The sequence below is a fragment of the Pseudomonas sp. Tul2A7 genome (assembly GCF_054790505.1).
The window spans coordinates 728,560-749,506 of the sequence record NZ_CP186499.1; the positions used below are offsets into that span (position 1 = coordinate 728,560).

At 58.8% G+C, this 20,947-nt stretch carries 18 protein-coding genes; 1 reads left to right on the plus strand and 17 read right to left on the minus strand.

The annotated features are described in order from the left end of the window. Positions 1-411: 411 nt before the first annotated feature. From rpoS to ACOYXJ_RS03535, 8 genes are all read right to left on the minus strand, one after another. Positions 412-1,422, minus strand: coding sequence for an RNA polymerase sigma factor RpoS (gene rpoS, locus ACOYXJ_RS03500; RefSeq protein WP_038357938.1), 1,011 nt, complete (start codon positions 1,420-1,422; stop codon positions 412-414). 106 nt (positions 1,423-1,528) lie between these two features. After that, positions 1,529-2,398, minus strand: coding sequence for a peptidoglycan DD-metalloendopeptidase family protein (locus ACOYXJ_RS03505; protein ID WP_460367926.1), 870 nt, complete (start codon positions 2,396-2,398; stop codon positions 1,529-1,531). Between the two features lie 212 nt (positions 2,399-2,610). Continuing rightward, on the minus strand, positions 2,611-3,246 hold the full coding sequence (locus tag ACOYXJ_RS03510; protein WP_172828219.1) for a protein-L-isoaspartate(D-aspartate) O-methyltransferase: 636 nt from the start codon (positions 3,244-3,246) through the stop codon (positions 2,611-2,613). A 41-nt stretch (positions 3,247-3,287) separates the two neighbouring features. After that, positions 3,288-4,037, minus strand: a complete 750-nt coding sequence (gene surE / locus ACOYXJ_RS03515; RefSeq protein ID WP_007908831.1) for a 5'/3'-nucleotidase SurE — start codon at positions 4,035-4,037, stop codon at positions 3,288-3,290. Then, positions 4,025-5,083 carry a tRNA pseudouridine(13) synthase TruD gene (gene truD / locus ACOYXJ_RS03520; RefSeq protein WP_460367928.1) on the minus strand — a complete coding sequence of 353 codons (1,059 nt, stop codon included), beginning with the start codon at positions 5,081-5,083 and terminating at the stop codon, positions 4,025-4,027. Before truD ends, surE begins: the two co-directional genes overlap by 13 nt. Beyond that, entirely contained in the window at positions 5,080-5,553 is a 474-nt protein-coding gene (gene ispF / locus ACOYXJ_RS03525) for a 2-C-methyl-D-erythritol 2,4-cyclodiphosphate synthase (protein WP_034149878.1), read from the minus strand. The genes truD and ispF overlap by 4 nt, the downstream gene beginning before the upstream one ends. A gap of 44 nt (positions 5,554-5,597) precedes the next feature. Next, positions 5,598-6,443, minus strand: coding sequence for an S-formylglutathione hydrolase (gene fghA / locus ACOYXJ_RS03530; RefSeq protein WP_110720135.1), 846 nt, complete (start codon positions 6,441-6,443; stop codon positions 5,598-5,600). 96 nt (positions 6,444-6,539) lie between these two features. Continuing rightward, positions 6,540-7,652, minus strand: a complete 1,113-nt coding sequence (locus ACOYXJ_RS03535; RefSeq protein WP_008081726.1) for an S-(hydroxymethyl)glutathione dehydrogenase/class III alcohol dehydrogenase — start codon at positions 7,650-7,652, stop codon at positions 6,540-6,542. A gap of 116 nt (positions 7,653-7,768) precedes the next feature. On the opposite strand from ACOYXJ_RS03535, the gene ACOYXJ_RS03540 reads away from it, so the two are divergent. Further along, positions 7,769-8,665 carry a LysR family transcriptional regulator gene (locus ACOYXJ_RS03540; RefSeq protein ID WP_460367931.1) on the plus strand — a complete coding sequence of 299 codons (897 nt, stop codon included), beginning with the start codon at positions 7,769-7,771 and terminating at the stop codon, positions 8,663-8,665. A gap of 143 nt (positions 8,666-8,808) precedes the next feature. Here the strand turns inward: ACOYXJ_RS03540 and ispD are convergent, their stop codons facing one another. The 9 genes from ispD to rnhB form a co-directional block, all read right to left on the minus strand. Beyond that, positions 8,809-9,516, minus strand: a complete 708-nt coding sequence (ispD, locus tag ACOYXJ_RS03545; RefSeq protein WP_150792486.1) for a 2-C-methyl-D-erythritol 4-phosphate cytidylyltransferase — start codon at positions 9,514-9,516, stop codon at positions 8,809-8,811. Beyond that, entirely contained in the window at positions 9,513-9,791 is a 279-nt protein-coding gene (gene ftsB, locus ACOYXJ_RS03550) for a cell division protein FtsB (protein ID WP_007908838.1), read from the minus strand. The genes ispD and ftsB overlap by 4 nt, the downstream gene beginning before the upstream one ends. A 171-nt stretch (positions 9,792-9,962) precedes the next feature. Beyond that, complete coding sequence (gene eno / locus ACOYXJ_RS03555; RefSeq protein WP_007908839.1) at positions 9,963-11,252, minus strand: phosphopyruvate hydratase; 1,290 nt, start codon at positions 11,250-11,252, stop codon at positions 9,963-9,965. Between the two features lie 157 nt (positions 11,253-11,409). Beyond that, positions 11,410-12,255, minus strand: coding sequence for a 3-deoxy-8-phosphooctulonate synthase (kdsA, locus tag ACOYXJ_RS03560; RefSeq protein WP_016985082.1), 846 nt, complete (start codon positions 12,253-12,255; stop codon positions 11,410-11,412). Between the two features lie 5 nt (positions 12,256-12,260). Further along, complete coding sequence (locus ACOYXJ_RS03565; RefSeq protein ID WP_053117648.1) at positions 12,261-13,892, minus strand: CTP synthase; 1,632 nt, start codon at positions 13,890-13,892, stop codon at positions 12,261-12,263. Between the two features lie 274 nt (positions 13,893-14,166). Continuing rightward, complete coding sequence (tilS, locus tag ACOYXJ_RS03570) at positions 14,167-15,495, minus strand: tRNA lysidine(34) synthetase TilS (RefSeq protein ID WP_460367935.1); 1,329 nt, start codon at positions 15,493-15,495, stop codon at positions 14,167-14,169. 133 nt (positions 15,496-15,628) lie between these two features. Further along, positions 15,629-16,576 (minus strand): acetyl-CoA carboxylase carboxyltransferase subunit alpha, encoded by a 948-nt coding sequence (locus ACOYXJ_RS03575; protein WP_038357918.1) that lies wholly within the window; start codon positions 16,574-16,576, stop codon positions 15,629-15,631. A 139-nt stretch (positions 16,577-16,715) separates the two neighbouring features. Further along, entirely contained in the window at positions 16,716-20,237 is a 3,522-nt protein-coding gene (gene dnaE / locus ACOYXJ_RS03580; RefSeq protein WP_102902613.1) for a DNA polymerase III subunit alpha, read from the minus strand. 76 nt (positions 20,238-20,313) lie between these two features. Then, positions 20,314-20,940 (minus strand): ribonuclease HII, encoded by a 627-nt coding sequence (gene rnhB / locus ACOYXJ_RS03585; RefSeq protein ID WP_007908845.1) that lies wholly within the window; start codon positions 20,938-20,940, stop codon positions 20,314-20,316. Between the last annotated feature and the right edge of the window lie 7 nt (positions 20,941-20,947).

A 20,947-nucleotide genomic window follows, 5' to 3' on the forward strand; every position in this document is an offset into this window, starting at 1 on the left:
CCCTGTATTCCTTTTCATCGTCCTGATGAATCGCGTCCTGCGATGTCCATTCCCCTCATCCTTGAAGGGCGTGTCTGTCCGTCGACACAACACGGATACTAGAGAATTCCCCGGCGAGAGCAATCGGCCCTGATACCGCAAAAGCGCTGTAATAAGCACTTCACATTAAAAAATAAACATATAAATCAATAAGTTAAATAATCACTCCGAGGACAATCGACGTCTGCCGTCTTGTAAAAATAGTGAACACCTACGAAAGAGTAAGCCAAGGCTTACACCGCGAGACTACAAACGATGGAATTGCCAACCGTACGTCCGGCAATAAACAGGGATGTGGGATAGCCAACAAATCCGGGTCAACAAAAAGCCCCGAACCAGTCGGGGCTTTTTGCGGGCGGGCGTGTGAGGCGCTTACTGAAACAGCGACTCGCTCGACAGGCCATTCTTCTCGAGGATTTCACGAAGGCGTTTGAGGCCTTCTACCTGGATCTGCCGTACCCGTTCCCGGGTCAGACCGATCTCCAGGCCTACGTCTTCCAGCGTGCTGCTCTCGTGACCGCGCAGGCCGAAGCGACGCACAACCACCTCGCGCTGCTTGTCGGTCAGCTCCGACAGCCATTGATCGATGCTCTGCGACAGGTCGTCATCCTGCAGCAGTTCACACGGATCGGTCGGACGATCATCGGTGAGGGTGTCCAGCAGGGTTTTATCCGAATCCGGACCCAGCGAGACGTCGACCGAAGAAACCCGTTCGTTCAGGCCCAGCATGCGCTTGACCTCACCCACCGGTTTTTCCAGCAGGTTGGCAATTTCTTCGGGTGAAGGTTCGTGGTCGAGCTTTTGCGTCAGCTCCCGTGCAGCCCGCAGGTACACGTTGAGTTCCTTGACCACATGGATCGGCAACCGGATGGTCCGGGTCTGATTCATGATCGCGCGCTCGATGGTCTGACGAATCCACCAGGTCGCGTAGGTCGAGAAGCGGAAGCCGCGCTCGGGATCGAACTTTTCCACCGCGCGGATCAGCCCGAGGTTGCCCTCTTCGATCAGATCCAGCAGCGACAGCCCCCGATTGACGTAACGCCGGGCGATTTTGACCACCAGCCGCAGGTTACTTTCAATCATGCGCTTGCGTCCGGCGGGATCGCCACTTTGCGACAGTCGCGCAAAATGAACTTCTTCCTCCGGGGAGAGCAATGGGGAAAAGCCGATTTCGTTGAGATACAACTGCGTGGCATCGAGTGCCCGCGTGTAGTCGATGTACTTATGTTGTTTAAGTGAAGCGGAGTGTTTGGATTTGGAACGAACGGAAGGTGGAGCAGCCCCTTCATCATTCGACATCGAAGATTCCGAATCGATGCCGGTCTCCATAAGGAGAACCTCATCGTCGATGTCAAACTCCGGCACTTCTTTACTGAGAGCCATTGTTATAGTCCTTTGGTGAGTTCGACCCCAAGCTCAAGCGACGCCTTTATCCTTGGCAGCGCTGGAGCCTGTCCCCTCTACGCGACGGAACAGGCTGGCTTACAAATCAACGTCTTGGCAGGAACTGCAGCGGATCTATAGGTTTACCTTGTCGGCGAATCTCAAAATGCAGTTTCACCCGGTCCGTACCCGTTGACCCCATTTCGGCAATTGTCTGTCCGACCTTGACCTGCTGTCCCTCCCGAACCAACAGCCTGCGGTTATGGCCGTAGGCACTGACGTAGGTTTCGCTGTGTTTGATGATGACTAATTCGCCGTAGCCCCTTAAGCCACTCCCGGCGTATACCACCGTCCCATCAGACGCAGCTAAAACAGGCTGTCCCAAATCCCCGGCGATATCAATTCCTTTATTCAAACTACCGTTTGAAGAGAATTTTCCAATCAGAATGCCATTAGATGGCCACCCCCAGCCGGTCGGGGCCGGGCCTGCCGGAGGCAGTGGCGCAGGTGCCGGTTTGTTCGCGACGGACGGTACAGCCCCCGTAGAACCGGTGGTTGTGGTGGTGGTCGTGCCATTTGCCTGGCGCCGGATTACCGTGGTTTTGCTCGACGAAGAAGGCGAAGAACTGCTGTTGCTCACCAGCGCCGTCGGCGTTGAACCGGTACGGCCATCGAAGCGAATTGTCTGACCTGGATGGATCGTATACGGCGTAGGAATATTGTTCCGGGCCGCGAGGGCTTTGTAGTCCCAACCATAGCGAAACGCGATCGAAAACATCGTATCGCCGGGACGGACTACATATTGTCCGGTTGTCACGGTAGGACGCTGGGCCACCGCGTTGTTGCGATCAACTACCCGGACATTGCTCGATTTGGTGCTGGAGCAACCGACCAGCAAGGTGCTCAAGACAAGGCCAGTCACCAGGCGCTGAAAGCTCGTGTTACCCATACGCTGCGCAATGACTGTGAGACTCACCCGCCGCTCCCTTTGTGGTGGCTGAAAAATGTGAAATGCCGAATTCCGGCATGAGGTGTCGCCAGTATAACGGGCCGGATCGGCTTTACCTTTAATGAAGCGAAATCGCTTCGCGCACACGTTTGCAAGTGGACAGTCTGCTGCGTTTAAACCATCACCGCCGATGTAAGACACAAGCGAACGAAAGGAATTCAGCACCCTTGAACAAATGCTCAGGCCAGCGGCCCGTTGAGCAAAGGCACGAAACGCACTGCACCCAAAACATGGCGGGAGAAGCCGTTTTCTTCACGCACGATCAGCATCAATTGCTGCACCTCTCCAGAGCCGACCGGAATCACCATGCGCCCGCCCGGAGCCAACTGATCAAGCAAGGCTTGCGGTACATCAGTGGCCACGGCGGTCACGATAATGCCGTTGTAGGGTGCCAGCGCCGGCCAGCCTTCCCAGCCATCGCCCCAGCGGAACACGACGTTGCGCAGATTCAGCTCGACCAGGCGTTCCTTGGCGCGATCCTGCAGCACCTTGATGCGCTCAACCGAGAACACTCGCTCGACCAGTTGCGACAACACGGCTGTCTGGTAACCCGAACCGGTACCGATCTCCAATACCTTATCAAGTGGCCCCGCCTCCAACAGCAGCTCGCTCATGCGTGCCACCATATAAGGCTGGGAAATCGTCTGGTTATTGCCGATCGGCAGCGCCGTGTCTTCATAGGCGCGATGGGCAAGCGCTTCATCGACGAACAGGTGACGCGGCGTGCGCCGAATCACTTCCAGCACCTTGGCGTTGGACACGCCTTCTTCGTAGAGGCGCTGGATCAGACGCTCACGGGTGCGCTGAGAGGTCATGCCGATACCGCTGCGCAGGCGGTCTTCGTGTTCACGGGCCATCAGCGCAATCCCTCCAGCCAGCCGTCGAGGCTTCTGAACGCATCGTTAAAGGTGCGATCGAGCTGCAACGGGGTGATGGAAACGTAGCCCTGCATCACCGCGTGGAAGTCCGTGCCCGGGCCGCCGTCTTCGGCGTCGCCGGCTGCAGCAATCCAGTAACCGGCCTTGCCACGCGGATCGACCACTTTCATCGGCGCTGCCGCTCTGGCGCGGTGGCCGAGGCGGGTCAACTGAATACCGCGAATATGGTCGATCGGCAGATTGGGAATGTTCACGTTGAGCACCGTGCGCGGCGGCAGATCCAGCCCGGCGTGGGCCTCGACCAGTTTGCGCGCAAAGTATGCCGCTGTCGGCAGATTATCCACCTGACGCGAGACCAGCGAGAAGGCGAACGACGGACGTTCAAGGAAGCGTCCCTCGAGGGCGGCCGCCACTGTCCCGGAATACAGCACATCATCGCCAAGGTTGGCACCGAGGTTGATCCCGGACACCACCATGTCCGCCTCGCGCTCCAGCAAGCCGTTGAGGCCCAGATGAACGCAATCGGTCGGCGTGCCATTGAGGCTGATAAAGCCGTTGGCCAGGTATTGCGGGTGCAGCGGACGGTCGAGCGTCAGCGAACTGCTGGCGCCGCTCTTGTCCTGCTCCGGGGCGATAACCACGCATTCGGTGTAATCCGCCAGCGCAGCATAAAGCGCGGCGAGACCGGGTGCGGTTACCCCATCGTCGTTAGAAATCAGAATACGCATGGGCTGTCCGTCTGCCCCACCGGCACCAGATCAACGAGTTCGCGCACCAATACGGTGGCGAAGCATCCGGCCGGGAGGACGAATTCCAGTTGCAGAATGTCAGGCTGGGGATAATGCCACGTCAACCCGCCAATGGGCAGCCGCAGGATGCGACGTTCGTGGCTCATGCCGGCATGAACCAACCAATCGCGCAGCTCCGCCTCGCGTGCGGCGATCCCCTGCTCCAGATCATGGACAGCGCCTGCGGTCGGCGAGTCACCTTCGCCCCACTGCGGACCGGTCGGATGCAGGTCAAGAATCGCCAGACGCGGGTCGCTGCACTCAGCCTCACCGGCCGGGAAAAAACTGCGGCTGTCGGTGAACGCCAGCAGATCGCCGATCTGGGCTTTTTGCCAAGTGCCATCAGCAACCCGCGCGGCGAGCACTTGATTGAACAGAAAACTGCGCGCGGTCGAGAGCAGGCGCGAACGCACATTGCGTTGCTCGGGCAAAGCTTTGCGTGCGGCCCACGCACGCGCATCAACGACGTTGCCGCCGTCATGACCGAAACGCTGGGCGCCGAAATAATTGGGGATGCCTTGTTTGGCGATCAGTTGCAGACGCTCTTCGATTGCAGCTTTGTCGCCGGCGAATTGGGTCAGGCGCAGCGTGAAACCGTTGGCCGAATGCGCGCCGCGTTGCAGTTTGCGTTTATGGCGGGTGGTCTTGAGAATCTTCAGCGTGTCGTTTTCCGCCGCCGACAGATCCGGATCTGCCTTGCCCGGCAATTGCACGCTGAACCACTGGCGGGTCAGCGCCTGACGATCCTTGAGACCGGCATAGCTGACGGTGCGCAACGGCACCCCGGCTGCCTTGGCGATACGCCGTGCGGCCTCTTCAGTGTTGAGGCCGCGTTTTTCCACCCAGATCCACAGGTGCTCGCCGTCGCCGCTGAACGGGATATCGAGGACTTCATCCACCTGAAAATCTTCAGCGATGGCTTTCAGTACCGCAGTGCCGAGAGGTTCGCCATAGGCCCGCGGGCCGAGCAATTGCAGTTCATTCATGCGCGCAGCAACAAGGCAACGGAGTGCACGGCAATGCCTTCTTCGCGACCGACAAAGCCGAGCTTTTCGGTGGTGGTAGCTTTCACGTTCACTTGATCCAACTCAACTTGTAGATCCGCCGCGATCAACGCGCGCATCGATTCGATATGCGGGGCCATTTTCGGCGCCTGGGCAACGATGGTGTTATCGACGTTGCCGACTTTCCAGCCTTTGGCATGGATCAACGCGACCACATGACGCAGCAGCGCACGGCTGTCGGCGCCCTTGAATTGCGGGTCGGTGTCCGGGAAGTGTTTGCCGATATCACCCAGCGCCGCAGCGCCGAGCAAGGCATCGCTCAAGGCGTGCAGCAGGACGTCACCGTCGGAATGAGCGAGCAGCCCGAAGCTGTGTGCGATACGCACGCCGCCCAGAGTAATGAAATCGCCTTCAGCGAAACGGTGCACATCATAGCCGTGGCCAATACGCATAAAAAAAACGCCCCGATTTTTGTCAGGGCGTGATTCTACCTGCATTAACCGCGCAGGGCGCGTGCGTGATGCTGCAAGTGGTCGTCTATAAAGCTTGAGATGAAGAAATAGCTGTGGTCGTAGCCCGGTTGCAGGCGCAACGTCAGCGGATGGCCCGCTTGTTTTGCCGCTTGTTGCAGGGCTTCGGGTTTGAGCTGATTTTCGAGGAAGTCGTCGCGATCACCTTGATCAACCAGCAGCGGCAATTTTTCATCCGCTTCGGCGATCAGCGCGCAGGCATCCCACTCTTTCCACTTCGAACGGTCTTCGCCCAGGTAGCGGGAGAACGCCTTTTGGCCCCACGGGCAATCCATCGGGTTGTTGATCGGCGAAAAAGCCGACACCGATTGGTAACGCCCAGGATTGCGCAACGCGCAGACCAACGCACCGTGGCCACCCATGGAGTGTCCGCTGATGCTGCGTTTGTCTGACGCTGGGAAATGCGCTTCAACCAGTGACGGCAATTCCTGCACGACATAGTCATGCATCCGATAGTGGCGCGACCAAGGTTCTTGCGTGGCATTCAGATAGAACCCGGCGCCGAGACCAAAATCCCATGCACCATCCGGATCGCCCGGCACATCCGGACCACGCGGACTGGTGTCCGGCGCAACGATGATCAGACCCAGTTCGGCAGCCATGCGCATCGCGCCGGCCTTCTGCATAAAGTTCTCGTCGGTGCAGGTCAGGCCTGACAGCCAGTAGAGCACCGGCAGCTTGCCACCCTGCTCCGCCTGCGGCGGCAGGTACACGGCAAACACCATGTCACAGCCGAGCACATCGGAACGATGGCGATAGCGCTTGTGCCAACCGCCGAAACTTTTCTGACAGGAGATGTTTTCCAGACTCATGGGGGTTCTCCCAGCTGCAAGCGGCAAGCTTCGAGCTGCAGGCAAAGGCAAAAGCGGCCTGACTTGCAGCTTGAAGCTCGTAACTTGGGGCTGCGTTTAGAAATGAATGACGGTACGGATGCTCTTGCCTTCGTGCATCAGGTCGAAGGCCTTGTTGATGTCTTCCAGGCCCATGGTGTGGGTGATGAAAGTATCCAGCGGGATCTCGCCGCTTTGCGCCATGTCGACGTAGCTTGGCAACTCGGTACGACCGCGCACGCCGCCGAATGCCGAACCGCGCCAGACGCGACCGGTGACCAACTGGAATGGACGGGTGGAGATTTCCTGACCGGCACCGGCAACGCCGATAATCACCGACTCGCCCCAACCCTTGTGGCAGCACTCAAGCGCTGCGCGCATCAGTTGCACGTTGCCGATGCATTCGAAGGAGAAGTCGACGCCGCCATCGGTCATGTCGACGATCACTTCCTGGATCGGACGATCGAAATCTTTCGGGTTCACGCAGTCGGTTGCACCCAGTTGCTTGGCGATCTCGAACTTGGCCGGGTTGATGTCGATGGCGATGATGCGCGCAGCCTTGGCTTTCACCGCTCCGATCACTGCCGACAGACCGATGCCACCCAGACCGAAGATGGCCACGGTGTCACCCGGTTTGACCTTGGCGGTGTTAAGCACGGCACCGATACCGGTGGTGACGCCGCAACCGAGCAGGCAGACCTTTTCCAGTGGCGCATCCTTGGAGATCTTGGCCACGGAGATTTCCGGCAACACGGTGTATTCCGAGAACGTCGACGTACCCATGTAGTGGAAAATCGTTTCGCCCTTGTAGGAAAAGCGCGAAGTGCCGTCCGGCATCAAGCCTTTGCCCTGAGTCGCGCGAATTGCCTGACACAGGTTGGTCTTGCCCGACTTGCAGAATTTGCACTGGCCGCATTCCGGGGTGTACAGCGGAATGACGTGATCGCCTACGGCAACCGAAGTCACGCCCTCGCCGATGGCTTCAACGATGGCGCCGCCCTCGTGACCGAGGATCGACGGAAAGATGCCTTCCGGATCAGCACCGGACAGGGTGTAGGCATCCGTGTGGCAAACCCCGGAAGCGACTACGCGCAGCAGGACTTCACCGGCCTTGGGCATGGCGACATCGACTTCTACGATTTCCAGCGGCTTTTTGGCCTCGAAGGCAACGGCGGCGCGCGACTTGATCATGCTGACTCTCCAGTGAATCCAATGAATAAAAAACCAGACAAGGAGTGTAATACACAGCTTTACGATGAATAATCAGGACAAAAGCAAAACATTATTGCCATACAGGGATAATCCTGATGTCCGAAAACCGCTGGGAAGGCATCGACGAGTTCGTCGCCGTTGCTGAGTGCAGCCAGTTCACTGCCGCTGCCGAACGTCTTGGGGTTTCGTCCTCGCACATCAGTCGACAAATCGTACGCCTGGAAGAAAGACTTCAGACGCGCCTGCTCTATCGCAGCACCCGCCGGGTGACGCTGACCGAGGCCGGGCAGACCTTTCTGCAACATTGCCAACGCTTGCAGGACGGTCGCGAAGAAGCCTTGCGTGCAGTCGGCGATCTGACCAGCGAACCGAAAGGCATGTTGCGCATGACCTGTGCCGTCGCGTACGGCGAGCGCTTTATCGTGCCGCTGGTCACGCGGTTCATGGGGCTGTATCCGCAACTGCGCATCGATATCGAAGTGAGCAATCGCCAGCTCGATCTGGTGCATGAAGGGCTGGATCTGGCGATTCGTCTGGGACGTTTGCAGGACTCGCGGTTGGTCGCGACACGCTTGGCGCCACGGCGCATGTATCTCTGCGCGTCACCCTCCTACGTTGAGCGGTACGGCCGCCCACACAGCCTGTCGGAATTGAGTCGGCACAATTGCCTGATCGGCAGCTCGGACATCTGGCAGCTTGAGCAAAACGGGCGCGAGTTTTCCCAGCGCGTGCAGGGCAACTGGCGCTGCAACAGTGGGCAAGCGGTGCTGGATGCGGCGTTGCAGGGAGTGGGGTTGTGTCAGTTGCCGGATTATTACGTGCTGGAGCATCTGCACAGCGGTGCACTGATTTCGTTGCTGGAGGCGCATCAGCCGCCGAATACGGCGGTGTGGGCGTTGTATCCGCAGCAGCGGCACCTGTCGCCGAAGGTGCGCAAGCTGGTGGATTTTCTCAAGGAAGGGTTGGCTGAGCGGCCCGAATATCGGAGTTGAGCGATGGGTTGCCTGAACTATCGCTTTCGCGAGCAGGCTCGCTCCCACAGGGGATTTTCAGTGGATGCGAAACGTGTGGCTGGCACAAATCAAATGTGGGAGCGAGCCTGCTCGCGAAGGCATTCTGAAAAGCGCCACTGCACTCAGCGGCGGTTAGCCCAACGCTGACGCAACCATTCGAGATCTTCAGGCCGGGTGACCTTGAGGTTATCCGCCCGCCCTTCAATCAGACGCGGCTTCAGCCCCGCCCACTCCATCGCTGAAGCTTCATCAGTAATCAGCGCATCCGCCACCAGACTGTCCGCCAACGCCCGATGCAACGCACCGAGGCGAAACATCTGCGGCGTATAGGCTTGCCAGATCACACTACGATCCACGGTTTCCACAACGCGCCCATGCTTATCGACGCGCTTCAACGTGTCGCGCGCAGGGACGGCGAGCAAACCGCCGACCGGATCATCCGCCAGTTCATCGAGTAACTTGTCGAGATCTTCGCGACTCAGATTCGGTCGTGCCGCATCGTGCACCAGCACCCAATCCTCATCATCGGCACCCTGCGCGTGCAAGTGCAGCAAGGCATTGAGCACCGAACCGGAACGCTCGGCCCCGCCGTCAACCCGCTGAATGCGCGGATCGTTGACGCACGCCAGGTTCGGCCAGTAAGGATCATCAACCGCAAGACTGACCACCAGCCCTTTAAGGCTTGGGTGATCAAGGAAACAACCGAGGCTGTGTTCGAGAATTGTGCGCCCGCCCAGTTGCAAGTATTGCTTGGGACGGTCCGCGGCCATTCGGGCACCGACGCCCGCGGCAGGAATCACGGCCCAGAAGGCCGGCAGGGAATTGATCATTGGGCCAACTGGTAAAGGGTTTCGCCGTCCTTGACCATGCCCAGTTCGTGACGAGCCCGTTCTTCAACGGTCTCCATGCCCTTTTTCAACTCGCTGACTTCAGCGTCCATCACTCGGTTGCGCTCCAGCAAACCTTCGTTCTCGGCGTGTTGATCAGCAATCTGCTGATTCAGCTCGGCGACTTGCGCCAGACTGCCATTGCCCACCCACAGGCGGTACTGCAGACCGGCCAGTAGCAAGAGCAAAACGAGAAACAACCAGTAAGGACTGCGCATCGAATATCAGGTATCCAGTGAAAAAAGACAGCCACGCCAAAACTTTGAAGCATCTGATAGCACGAAGCCTGGAAGACCCAGGCTTGTGCTGTTAAGGCATCAGATTAGTGGCAAATCCATCGCTGTCACGACTTTTTCGACACAATCCGGTGTCCTTCCATCGATTTGTACTTAGCCGCGGAATTCGCTGCGACCGTTGTACTTGGCCTTGCCATTCAACTGCTCTTCGATACGCAGCAGTTGGTTGTACTTGGAAACGCGGTCGGAACGGCACAGCGAACCGGTCTTGATCTGGCCAGCCGAGGTGCCCACGGCCAGGTCGGCAATGGTCGAATCTTCGGTTTCGCCCGAACGGTGCGAGATCACTGCGGTGTAACCGGCAGCCTTGGCCATCTGGATGGCTTCCAGGGTTTCGGTCAGGGTGCCGATCTGGTTGAACTTGATCAGGATCGAGTTGGCGATGTTTTTATCGATGCCCTCTTTCAGGATCTTGGTGTTGGTGACGAACAGGTCGTCGCCCACCAGTTGAACCTTCTCGCCGATCTTGTCGGTGAGGATCTTCCAGCCAGCCCAGTCGGACTCGTCCAGACCGTCTTCGATCGAGATGATCGGATAACGTTCGGTCAGACCTTTCAGGTAATCAGCGAAACCTTCAGCGGTGAACACCTGACCTTCGCCGGACAGGTTGTACTTGCCGTCTTCGTAGAATTCGCTGGCCGCGCAGTCCAGCGCCAGGGTCACGTCGGTGCCCAGCTTGTAACCGGCGTTGGCCACCGCTTCCGAGATCACTTTCAGCGCGTCTTCGTTGGACGCCAGGTTAGGTGCGAAACCGCCTTCGTCGCCAACGGCAGTGCTCAGGCCACGGGCCTTCAGCACAGCTTTCAAGTGATGGAAAATCTCGGTGCCCATGCGCAGACCTTCCGAGAACGACTTGGCGCCAACCGGCTGCACCATGAATTCCTGAATATCGACGTTGTTATCGGCGTGCTCGCCACCGTTGATGATGTTCATCATCGGTACCGGCATCGAGTAAACACCCGGCGTGCCGTTGAGGTTGGCGATGTGTGCGTACAGCGGCAGGTCCTGGTCCTGCGCAGCAGCCTTGGCCGCAGCCAGAGACACAGCGAGGATGGCGTTGGCGCCCAGGGTCGCTTTGTTTTCGGTACCGTCGAGCTTGATCATCGCGTGATCCAGGGCTTTCTGGTCGCTTGGGTCGGTGCCCAGCAGCAGATCGCGGATCGGACCGTTGATGTTGGCTACCGCTTTGAGCACGCCCTTGCCCAGGTAACGGCTCTTGTCGCCATCACGCAGCTCGAGCGCTTCACGCGAGCCAGTGGATGCACCGGACGGCGCGCAAGCGCTGCCGATGATGCCGTTGTCGAGAAGCACGTCCGCTTCCACGGTGGGATTGCCACGGGAGTCGAGAACTTCACGACCTTTGATGTCGACGATTTTTGCCATTGTTGTAAACACTCCAAAGTTGACGAAAACGACGCAGCTAGAGGAAATCTTTTTACCGTCGGCAAGGGGTGTGCAGCGGGCAGACTTGCAGACGATAACGCTCATGCCCGAGGGCATGAGCGACAAATCGTGCGGTACTTTACCGGAGAATTGAGTGTTACGCGGTTTCTACCGTCGGAAAACTCTTCACCAGTTCGTCCAGAGCTTTGAGCTGGGCCAGGAATGGCTCCAGTTTGTCCAGACGCAAGGCGCAAGGGCCGTCGCATTTGGCGTTGTCCGGATCCGGATGTGCTTCAAGGAACAGACCCGCCAGCGACTGGCTCATGCCGGCCTTGGCCAGATCCAGAACCTGTGCGCGGCGACCGCCGGCGGAGTCGGCACGACCACCCGGCATTTGCAGCGCGTGGGTCACGTCGAAGAAAACCGGGTACTCGAACTGTTTCATGATGCCGAAGCCGAGCATATCGACCACGAGGTTGTTGTAGCCGAAGCTCGAACCACGCTCGCAGAGGATCAACTGATCGTTACCCGCTTCCACGCACTTGTTCAGGATGTGTTTCATTTCCTGAGGCGCGAGGAACTGGGCTTTCTTGATGTTGATCACTGCATTGGTCTTGGCCATCGCGACAACCAGATCGGTCTGGCGCGACAGGAAGGCCGGCAGCTGGATGATGTCGCAGACCTCAGCGACGACCGCGGCCTGGTCAGGCTCGTGGACGTCGGTGATGATCGGCACGCCGAAGGCTTGTTTGATGTCCTGGAAGATGCGCATGCCCTCTTCCAGGCCAGGACCACGATAGGAGGTCACAGAAGAACGGTTGGCCTTGTCGAAACTGGCCTTGAACACGTAAGGGATACCGAGTTTCTCGGTGACCTTCACATACTCCTCGCAAACCTGCATGGCCATGTCGCGGCTTTCCAGCACGTTCATGCCACCGAACAGCACCATGGGTTTGTCGTTGGCAATCTCGATGTCGCCGACGCGGATGATCTTCTGTGCCATCGGGGTTACGCCTTCTTCTGGTGTTGAGCCAATGCTGCTTTGACAAAACCGCTGAACAGCGGATGGCCATCACGTGGTGTCGAGGTGAACTCTGGGTGGAACTGGCAAGCGACGAACCATGGATGATCCGCTGCTTCAACCACTTCAACCAGCGCTGCGTCAGCCGAGCGACCGGAGATTTTCAGGCCGGCTTCGATCAGTTGTGGCAGCAGCTTGTTGTTCACTTCGTAACGGTGACGGTGACGCTCGACAATCACATCCTTGGCGTAGCAGTCGTGCACCTTGGAGCCGGCTTCAAGCAGGCATTCCTGAGCGCCGAGGCGCATCGTGCCGCCCAGATCGGACGCTTCGGTACGCACTTCAACGGCGCCGGTCGCGTCTTCCCATTCGGTGATCAGACCCACAACCGGGTGGCCGCTGGCGCGGTCGAACTCGGTGGAGTTGGCGTCTTTCCAGCCCATCACGTTACGGGCGAACTCGATGACCGCCACTTGCATGCCCAGGCAGATACCCAGGTACGGAACCTTGTTCTCACGAGCGTACTGAACGGCAGTGATCTTGCCTTCCACGCCGCGCAGACCGAAGCCGCCCGGTACGAGAATCGCATCAACACCTTCGAGCAGCGCAGTGCCCTGGTTTTCGATGTCTTCGGAATCGATGTAACGCAGATTGACCTTGGTGCGGTTGCTGATGCCGGCGTGACTCATCGCTTCGATCAACGACTTGTAAGCGTCGAGCAGCTCCATGTACTTGCCGACCATGGCGATGGTCACTTCGTGTTCCGGGTTCAGCTTGGCGTCAACCACCGCTTCCCACTCGGACAGGTCAGCGCTGCCGCATTGCAGACCGAAACGCTCAACGACGAAATCGTCCAGACCCTGCGAGTGCAGGATGCCCGGGATCTTGTAGATGGTGTCGGCGTCTTCCAGCGCGATCACCGCACGTTCTTCAACGTTGGTGAACTGAGCGATCTTGCGACGCGACGAGATATCGATCGGGTGATCGGAACGGCACACCAGCACGTCAGGCTGCAGGCCGATCGAACGCAGCTCTTTTACCGAGTGCTGAGTTGGTTTGGTCTTGGTTTCGCCAGCGGTGGCGATGTACGGCACCAGCGTCAGGTGCATCAGCATCGCGCGCTTGGCGCCGACTTCGAAACGCAGTTGACGGATGGCTTCGAGGAACGGTTGCGACTCGATGTCACCGACGGTGCCACCGATTTCAACCATCGCCACGTCAGCGTCACCGGCACCCTTGATGATGCGGCGCTTGATTTCGTCGGTGATGTGCGGGATTACCTGGATGGTCGCACCCAGGTAGTCACCACGGCGCTCTTTGCGCAGCACGTGCTCGTAGACACGGCCAGTGGTGAAGTTGTTGTTCTGGGTCATGGTCGTGCGGATGAACCGCTCGTAGTGACCCAGGTCCAGGTCGGTCTCGGCGCCGTCGTGGGTGACGAACACTTCACCGTGCTGGAACGGGCTCATGGTGCCCGGGTCGACGTTGATGTACGGGTCCAGCTTCAGCATGGTGACCTTAAGTCCCCGCGCCTCCAGGATGGCCGCCAATGAAGCCGATGCAATGCCTTTCCCCAATGAAGAAACAACACCGCCCGTGACGAATATGTAGCGCGTCATGAAAAACCCTAGAAGTCTGCGTTAAAGCGGTACGAGCCGCCGGGGAAAGCGAAGGAAGGCCGAAGCCCCCGATCACCTGCATTAATCACAGTGCACCTTTCAAAAAAACCGCCGCGTTGGGACAGACCGGCAGGTGAAACACCGGTACGTTGCTCGCTACACATTTTTTGGAATCGCCCAGCAAAGACTGCTTGGTAATCGGCAACTCCTGCAATTCAGGCGAATCCACAGAAGTTGTATCAAGAAGGGAGCGTAGTCTACCGGAATGCTCCTTTCAGCTCAAACCTTGATCTTCGTCTGTTGGCAGCCAATGCAATTTCCAGCCCTCGTGCATATCGCCATCAAGTCCCGGCAGGTTCGCCACCGCGAGCAATTCATCGTCGCGAAACAGCAGCGGCAATCTGCCACGCACGAAGCCCGGCACCGCGCGCTCATTGAGCAGGCGCTTGAGATCACGATGGCCGCGATCACCCAGATGCATGACTTCACCGCCCTGACGATAGGCAATGCGCAAAGGCCCGACGGGAGTCTGCCCGCTGAACGTGACATGTCCGTTATCGGCCAAGCGTAGTGCTGAAGACGGGCTCTGCCACTCGCAGCCGATCACTGGCGTACGCAGCCAGTCACCCCTGAGCCACCACAGACGGCCGGCGCTGCGGTGCAGTTCGCCATCGGCCAGACGCCAGATTGGCGCTGCGTCATGGGCGGCGTCGCACAGATTCGCCCAACCCGACCAATGGTCGGTGTCGGGTAGTCGGGTCAGTGGTTCCAGCCAGTGGCTAAGGGCATTTCGTTGACGAGCGACAGACAATGCAGCCAGGGGTGCCAGTTCCAATGACGGCAATCCCAGCCATTCGAATTCATGCGCGGTGGCGGCGTCAGCCAGATCAATCTGCGCCAGCTCATCGAGCAGTCCCTGGGCTTCACGCAAATGCGCAGCGCTGCGGGCCATGCTCGCCTGCGCTTGCGGCCAGCGCTCAGTCAGCCGCGGCATGACTTGATGGCGCAAGTAGTTGCGCGAGAACTGCCGATCCTGATTCGATGGGTCTTCGATCCAGACTAATTGGTGAGCCTGCGCATACGCTTCCAGCTCGGAACGAGAGACATCCAGTAACGGACGAATCAGTGTGCCCTGCCCGACTGGTCGCTGCTTGGGCATCCCTGCCAATCCGCGCACACCCGCACCACGCATGAATCGAAACAACAGCGTTTCCGCTTGATCATCACGATGCTGGCCAGTGAGCAACACGTCATTGGCTTGCGTCAGCGAACTGAACACCGCGTAACGCGCATCCCGCGCCGCCCGCTCCAGACTTGCACCCGGTTGCACTGTCACGCGCTCGATCAGCAGCGGCACGCCCAGCGCGTCGCAGACAGACTGGCAATGTTGCGGCCACGCATCGGCCGCAGCCTGAAGGCCGTGATGGATATGGATAGCGCTTAACGGGGGAAAGGATTCGGTTTTGGCGAGAGAGGCAAGCAGATGCAGCAGGACAGAGGAGTCGAGGCCGCCGGAAAACGCGATGCGCCAATGAGCGGCGTTGCGCCAAGGCTCAAGGTTGCGCAAAAGCCGGGAAGGCAAATCAATCATGGACTGACCCATATCTAACTCTTTGCCCCAAAACAAATGCAGGAGTGAGCCTGCTCGCGATAGCGGTGTGACAGCCAACACATGGGTTGAATGTTACATCGCTATCGCGAGCAGGCTCACTCCTACAGGGGGGTAGCGCTCGGCTTTAGAGACCGTAGCTCATCAGTCGATCATAACGGCGCTTCAACAGCGCTTCGTTATCGAACTTCTTCAGCATCGCCAGTTGCGAGCTCAGCTCGGCACGGATCGACGCCGCAGCAGCGGCTGGATCACGGTGCGCACCACCCAGAGGCTCGCCGATAACTTTATCGACGATGCCGAGGCCTTTCAGACGCTCAGCGGTAATGCCCATCGCCTCAGCAGCATCCGGCGCTTTTTCTGCGGTTTTCCACAGAATCGAAGCACAACCTTCCGGCGAGATCACCGCGTAGGTCGAATATTGCAGCATGTTCAACTGATCGCAGACGCCGATGGCCAGCGCACCACCGGAACCACCCTCACCGATAACGGTAGCGATGATCGGGGTTTTCAGGCGCGACATCACACGCAGGTTCCAGGCAATCGCTTCGCTCTGGTTGCGCTCTTCAGCGTCGATCCCAGGGTAAGCGCCCGGGGTGTCGATGAAGGTCAGGATCGGCATTTTGAAACGCTCGGCCATTTCCATCAGGCGGCAAGCCTTGCGGTAGCCTTCCGGACGCGGCATGCCGAAGTTGCGGCGTACCTTCTCGCGCACTTCACGGCCCTTCTGGTGGCCGATGATCATCACCGGCTGATCTTCCAGACGGGCGATGCCGCCAACGATGGCAGCGTCATCAGAGAAGTGACGGTCGCCGTGCAGCTCGTCGAACTCGGTGAAGATGTGTTCGATGTAGTCGAGGGTGTACGGGCGTTTCGGGTGACGCGCCAAGCGTGCGATCTGCCAGCTGGTCAGCTTGCCGAAGATGTCTTCGGTCAGCGTTTTGCTCTTGTCCTGCAGGCGGGAGATCTCATCGCCGATATTCAGCGAATTGTCATTACCGACCAAGCGCAACTCTTCGATCTTGGCTTGCAGGTCGGCGATCGGCTGTTCGAAATCTAGAAAATTCGGGTTCATAGGCGTCCGTCTTGGGTCGTGTCCCAAATGAGCTTGGGCCGGCCGGTTGTCTATTCGCGCCCTACCTTAAGGGAGAGGCGCGCTGAGGTCGAGATTAAAAATTCAGGTTGCGGGCAAGCGCAATGATGGCACTTGCCGGTCAACGGTATTGGAGGAAGACGTTGTCTCGCCCGAACTGGTCACGCAGAGCCTGAATCAAGGCATCCGCCGGATCAATTCGCCACGTCTCGCCGAACTGCAGCAAGGTCTTCGCATCCGGGCTGGTGTACTCCATGGTGATCGGACAAGCGCCGCGATGACGCTTGAGCAAATCACCCAACCAGCGTAGTTGATCGCCTTTCAGGTCCTGAGTTTGCAGTTTCAGGCGCAGGCTCTCGGCGAGGTTGGTGCGCGCATCTTCCATGCTCATCACGCGTTTGACCCGCAGGCGCAGGCCACCGGAGAAATCGTCATTGCTGACTTCGCCTTCGACCACCACCATCGCATCGGTCTGCAACAGCGATTGCGCAGAATGGAACGCATCGGCAAACAACGATGCCTCGATCCGACCAGAGCGGTCGTCGAGGGTGATGAAGCCCATCTTGTCGCCCTTCTTGTTCTTCATCACGCGCAGGGCAATGATCATCCCCGCCACGGTTTGCGTATCCCGGGCCGGTTTCAGGTCGATGATGCGCTGACGGGCGAAACGGCGAATCTCGCCTTCGTATTCGTCGATCGGGTGACCGGTCAGATACAGGCCCAAGGTGTCTTTCTCACCTTTGAGGCGCTCCTTGAGGGTCAACTCCTTGGCCTTGCGATGCACCGCGTAAACGTCGGCGTCCTCCTCGACAAACAAACCGCCAAACAGGTCGGCGTGACCGCTGTCGTGGGTGCGGGCAGTCTGTTCGGCGGATTTGATCGCTTCCTCCATCGCGGCCAGCAGCACCGCGCGGTTGCGATCGATGTTGGCCTGATAGGCTTTTTGTTCGTCGTGGAAATACGGCCCCAGGCGATCCAGCGCACCGCTGCGGATCAAACCGTCGAGCGTACGTTTGTTGATGCGCTTGAGGTCGACACGGGCACAGAAGTCGAACAGATCCTTGAACGGACCGGCCTGACGCGCTTCGGTAATGGCCTCAACCGGGCCTTCACCAACACCTTTGATCGCGCCCAGGCCGTAGACGATGCGGCCATCGTCGTTCACCGTGAACTTGAACTCCGAAGTGTTCACGTCCGGCGCGTCGAGGCGCAGCTTCATCGTGCGCACTTCCTCGATCAAGGTCACGACCTTGTCGGTGTTGTGCATATCCGCAGAAAGTACCGCAGCCATGAACGGCGCCGGGTAGTGAGCTTTCAGCCACGCCGTCTGGTACGAGACCAGGCCGTAGGCGGCGGAGTGGGATTTGTTGAAGCCGTAACCGGCGAATTTTTCTACCAGGTCGAAAATGTTACCGGCGAGGTCGGCGTCGATATTGTTGGTCGCGCAACCTTCAATGAAACCGCCGCGCTGCTTGGCCATTTCCTCGGGTTTCTTCTTACCCATGGCGCGACGGAGCATGTCAGCACCGCCGAGGGTGTAACCGGCCATGACCTGAGCAATCTGCATCACCTGTTCCTGATACAGGATGATGCCGTAAGTCGGCGCCAGAACAGGCTTTAACCCTTCGTACTGGTAATCCGAGTGCGGGTACGCCAATTCGGCGCGACCATGCTTACGGTTGATGAAGTCATCCACCATGCCGGACTGCAGCGGGCCCGGACGGAACAGGGCCACCAGTGCGATCAAGTCTTCCAGGCAGTCGGGCTTGAGCTTTTTGATCAGCTCTTTCATGCCGCGGGATTCAAGCTGGAACACCGCAGTGGTTTCGGCTTTCTGCAACAGCGTGTAGGTCGGCTTGTCGTCCAGCGGGATAAACGCAATATCCAGCGGCGGCTCGTTGACCTTGGCGCGGTCGCGGTTGATGGTTTTCAGTGCCCAGTCGATGATCGTCAGGGTCCGCAGACCAAGGAAGTCGAACTTCACCAGACCGGCCGCCTCAACGTCGTCCTTGTCGAACTGGGTTACCAGACCGTCACCGGCCTCATCGCAATAGATCGGCGAGAAGTCAGTCAGCTTGGTCGGCGCGATTACCACACCACCGGCGTGTTTACCGACGTTACGCACGACGCCTTCGAGCTTGCGCGCCATCTCCCAGATTTCCGCAGCCTCTTCATCGACCTTGATGAAGTCACGGAGGATTTCTTCCTGCTCGTAGGCTTTTTCCAAGGTCATGCCGACTTCGAACGGAATCATCTTCGACAGACGATCCGCCAGGCCATAGGACTTGCCCTGTACCCGCGCCACATCGCGCACCACAGCCTTGGCGGCCATGGAACCGAAGGTGATGATCTGGCTAACCGCGTTGCGGCCGTATTTCTCGGCCACGTAGTCGATCACCCGGTCACGACCGTCCATGCAGAAGTCGACGTCGAAGTCGGGCATCGATACCCGTTCCGGGTTAAGGAAACGTTCGAACAGCAGGTCGTATTCCAGCGGATCGAGGTCGGTGATCTTCTGTACATAAGCCACCAACGAACCGGCACCCGACCCACGGCCCGGACCTACCGGCACGCCGTTGTTCTTGGCCCACTGGATAAAGTCCATCACGATCAGGAAGTATCCGGGGAAGCCCATCTGGATGATGATATCCAGCTCGAAATTCAGCCGGTCGACGTAGACCTGACGCTTGGCTTCGTAGTCTTCGGTAGTGTCTTTGGGCAGCAGCACCGACAAGCGTTCTTCGAGACCGTCGAAGGAGACTTTGCGGAAATATTCGTCGATGGTCATGCCATCGGGAATCGGGAAGTTGGGCAAAAAGTGCGTGCCCAGCTTCACTTCGATGTTGCAGCGCTTGGCGATTTCGACGGTGTTTTCGATGGCGTCGGGAATATCGCTGAACAGCTCGATCATCTCCTCGGCGCTTTTCAGGTATTGCTGATCGCTGTAATTCTTCGAGCGCCGCGGATCGTCGAGGGCACGGCCCTCACCGATGCACACGCGGGTTTCGTGGGCGGCGAAATCTTCCTGCTTGATGAAGCGCACATCGTTGGTCGCCACCAGCGGCGCGCCCAGCTTGTCGGCGAGGGCCACGGCGCCGTGCAATTGTTCTTCATCGTTGGGACGGTTGGTGCGCTGGATTTCCAGATAGAAACGATCCGGGAACACCGCCATCCATTCACGCGCGAGCGCTTCGGCTTCGGCCGGGTTGCCGCCGATCATGGCCATGCCGATCTCGCCTTCTTTGGCGGCGGACAGCATGATCAGGCCTTCGTTGGCCTCAGCGACCCACTCGCGCTCGACAATGATCATGCCGTTACGCTGGCCTTCGATGAAGCCGCGCGAGATCAACTCGGTGAGATTGCGATAACCCTTGGCGTTCATCACCAACAGGCTGAGCCGGCTCAGCGGTGCGTCCGGGTCCTTGTTCGACAGCCACAGGTCGGCGCCGCAGATCGGCTTGATGCCCGCGCCCATGGTGTTTTTATAGAATTTGACCAGAGAACACATGTTGTTCTGGTCGGTGACCGCGACCGCCGGCATGTTCATGGCCGTCAGCGCCTTGACCAGCGGCTTGATCCGCACCAGCCCGTCGACCAGGGAGTATTCAGTGTGCAGGCGTAGATGAACGAATGAAGCCGGCATAGTGATCCTGTCCAGTTACATAGAGACAACAAGGCCCGGATTGTACCGGGCCTCGAACAAAACATCAGCCTTGCGACTAAACCTGCGTCAGACCTTCCAGCGCTTCATAAGCCTGACGCACCGGGGCGAACGAGCGCCGGTGAATCGGCGTCGGGCCAAGACGCACCAACGCTTCCAGATGAACGGGCGTCGGGTAGCCTTTATGGCCGCCGATGCCGTAACCCGGGTAGATCAATTCAAACGCGGCCATTTCACGGTCGCGGCTGACCTTGGCCAGAATCGACGCCGCAGCGATAGCCGGCACCTTGCCGTCGCCCTGCACCACCGCTTCGGCACGCATCGGCAATTGCGGGCAGCGGTTGCCATCGATCATCGCCAGTTTCGGCTGGATGTGCAGCCCGGCGACCGCGCGCTGCATGGCCAGCATGGTTGCGTGGAGGATGTTCAGCTCGTCGATTTCCTCGACTTCGGCGCGGGCAATGCACCAGCTCAGGGACTTCTCGATGATTTCGTCGTAGAGCTTTTCGCGTTTGGCTTCGGTGAGTTTCTTCGAGTCGTTGAGGCCGAGGATCGGCCGGTTCGGATCGAGAATCACCGCCGCTGTCACCACCGCCCCGCACAACGGGCCACGACCGACTTCATCGACGCCGGCCACCAGTTCTTCAACTTCGGCGACCAGGGTAAAATCCAGGCCCATCTGTATGCTTGTC

Coding starts and splice junctions, on each gene's coding strand:
- rpoS (WP_038357938.1), bottom strand. CDS start 1,422: ATGGCTCTCAGTAAAGAAGTGCCGGAGTTTGACATCGACGATGAGGTT.
- ACOYXJ_RS03510 (WP_172828219.1), bottom strand. CDS start 3,246: ATGACCTCTCAGCGCACCCGTGAGCGTCTGATCCAGCGCCTCTACGAA.
- surE (WP_007908831.1), bottom strand. CDS start 4,037: ATGCGTATTCTGATTTCTAACGACGATGGGGTAACCGCACCCGGTCTC.
- truD (WP_460367928.1), bottom strand. CDS start 5,083: ATGAATGAACTGCAATTGCTCGGCCCGCGGGCCTATGGCGAACCTCTC.
- ispF (WP_034149878.1), bottom strand. CDS start 5,553: ATGCGTATTGGCCACGGCTATGATGTGCACCGTTTCGCTGAAGGCGAT.
- fghA (WP_110720135.1), bottom strand. CDS start 6,443: ATGAGTCTGGAAAACATCTCCTGTCAGAAAAGTTTCGGCGGTTGGCAC.
- ACOYXJ_RS03535 (WP_008081726.1), bottom strand. CDS start 7,652: ATGATCAAGTCGCGCGCCGCCGTTGCCTTCGAGGCCAAAAAGCCGCTG.
- ACOYXJ_RS03540 (WP_460367931.1), top strand. CDS start 7,769: ATGTCCGAAAACCGCTGGGAAGGCATCGACGAGTTCGTCGCCGTTGCT.
- ispD (WP_150792486.1), bottom strand. CDS start 9,516: ATGATCAATTCCCTGCCGGCCTTCTGGGCCGTGATTCCTGCCGCGGGC.
- ftsB (WP_007908838.1), bottom strand. CDS start 9,791: ATGCGCAGTCCTTACTGGTTGTTTCTCGTTTTGCTCTTGCTACTGGCC.
- eno (WP_007908839.1), bottom strand. CDS start 11,252: ATGGCAAAAATCGTCGACATCAAAGGTCGTGAAGTTCTCGACTCCCGT.
- kdsA (WP_016985082.1), bottom strand. CDS start 12,255: ATGGCACAGAAGATCATCCGCGTCGGCGACATCGAGATTGCCAACGAC.
- ACOYXJ_RS03565 (WP_053117648.1), bottom strand. CDS start 13,892: ATGACGCGCTACATATTCGTCACGGGCGGTGTTGTTTCTTCATTGGGG.
- tilS (WP_460367935.1), bottom strand. CDS start 15,495: ATGGGTCAGTCCATGATTGATTTGCCTTCCCGGCTTTTGCGCAACCTT.
- ACOYXJ_RS03575 (WP_038357918.1), bottom strand. CDS start 16,576: ATGAACCCGAATTTTCTAGATTTCGAACAGCCGATCGCCGACCTGCAA.
- dnaE (WP_102902613.1), bottom strand. CDS start 20,237: ATGCCGGCTTCATTCGTTCATCTACGCCTGCACACTGAATACTCCCTG.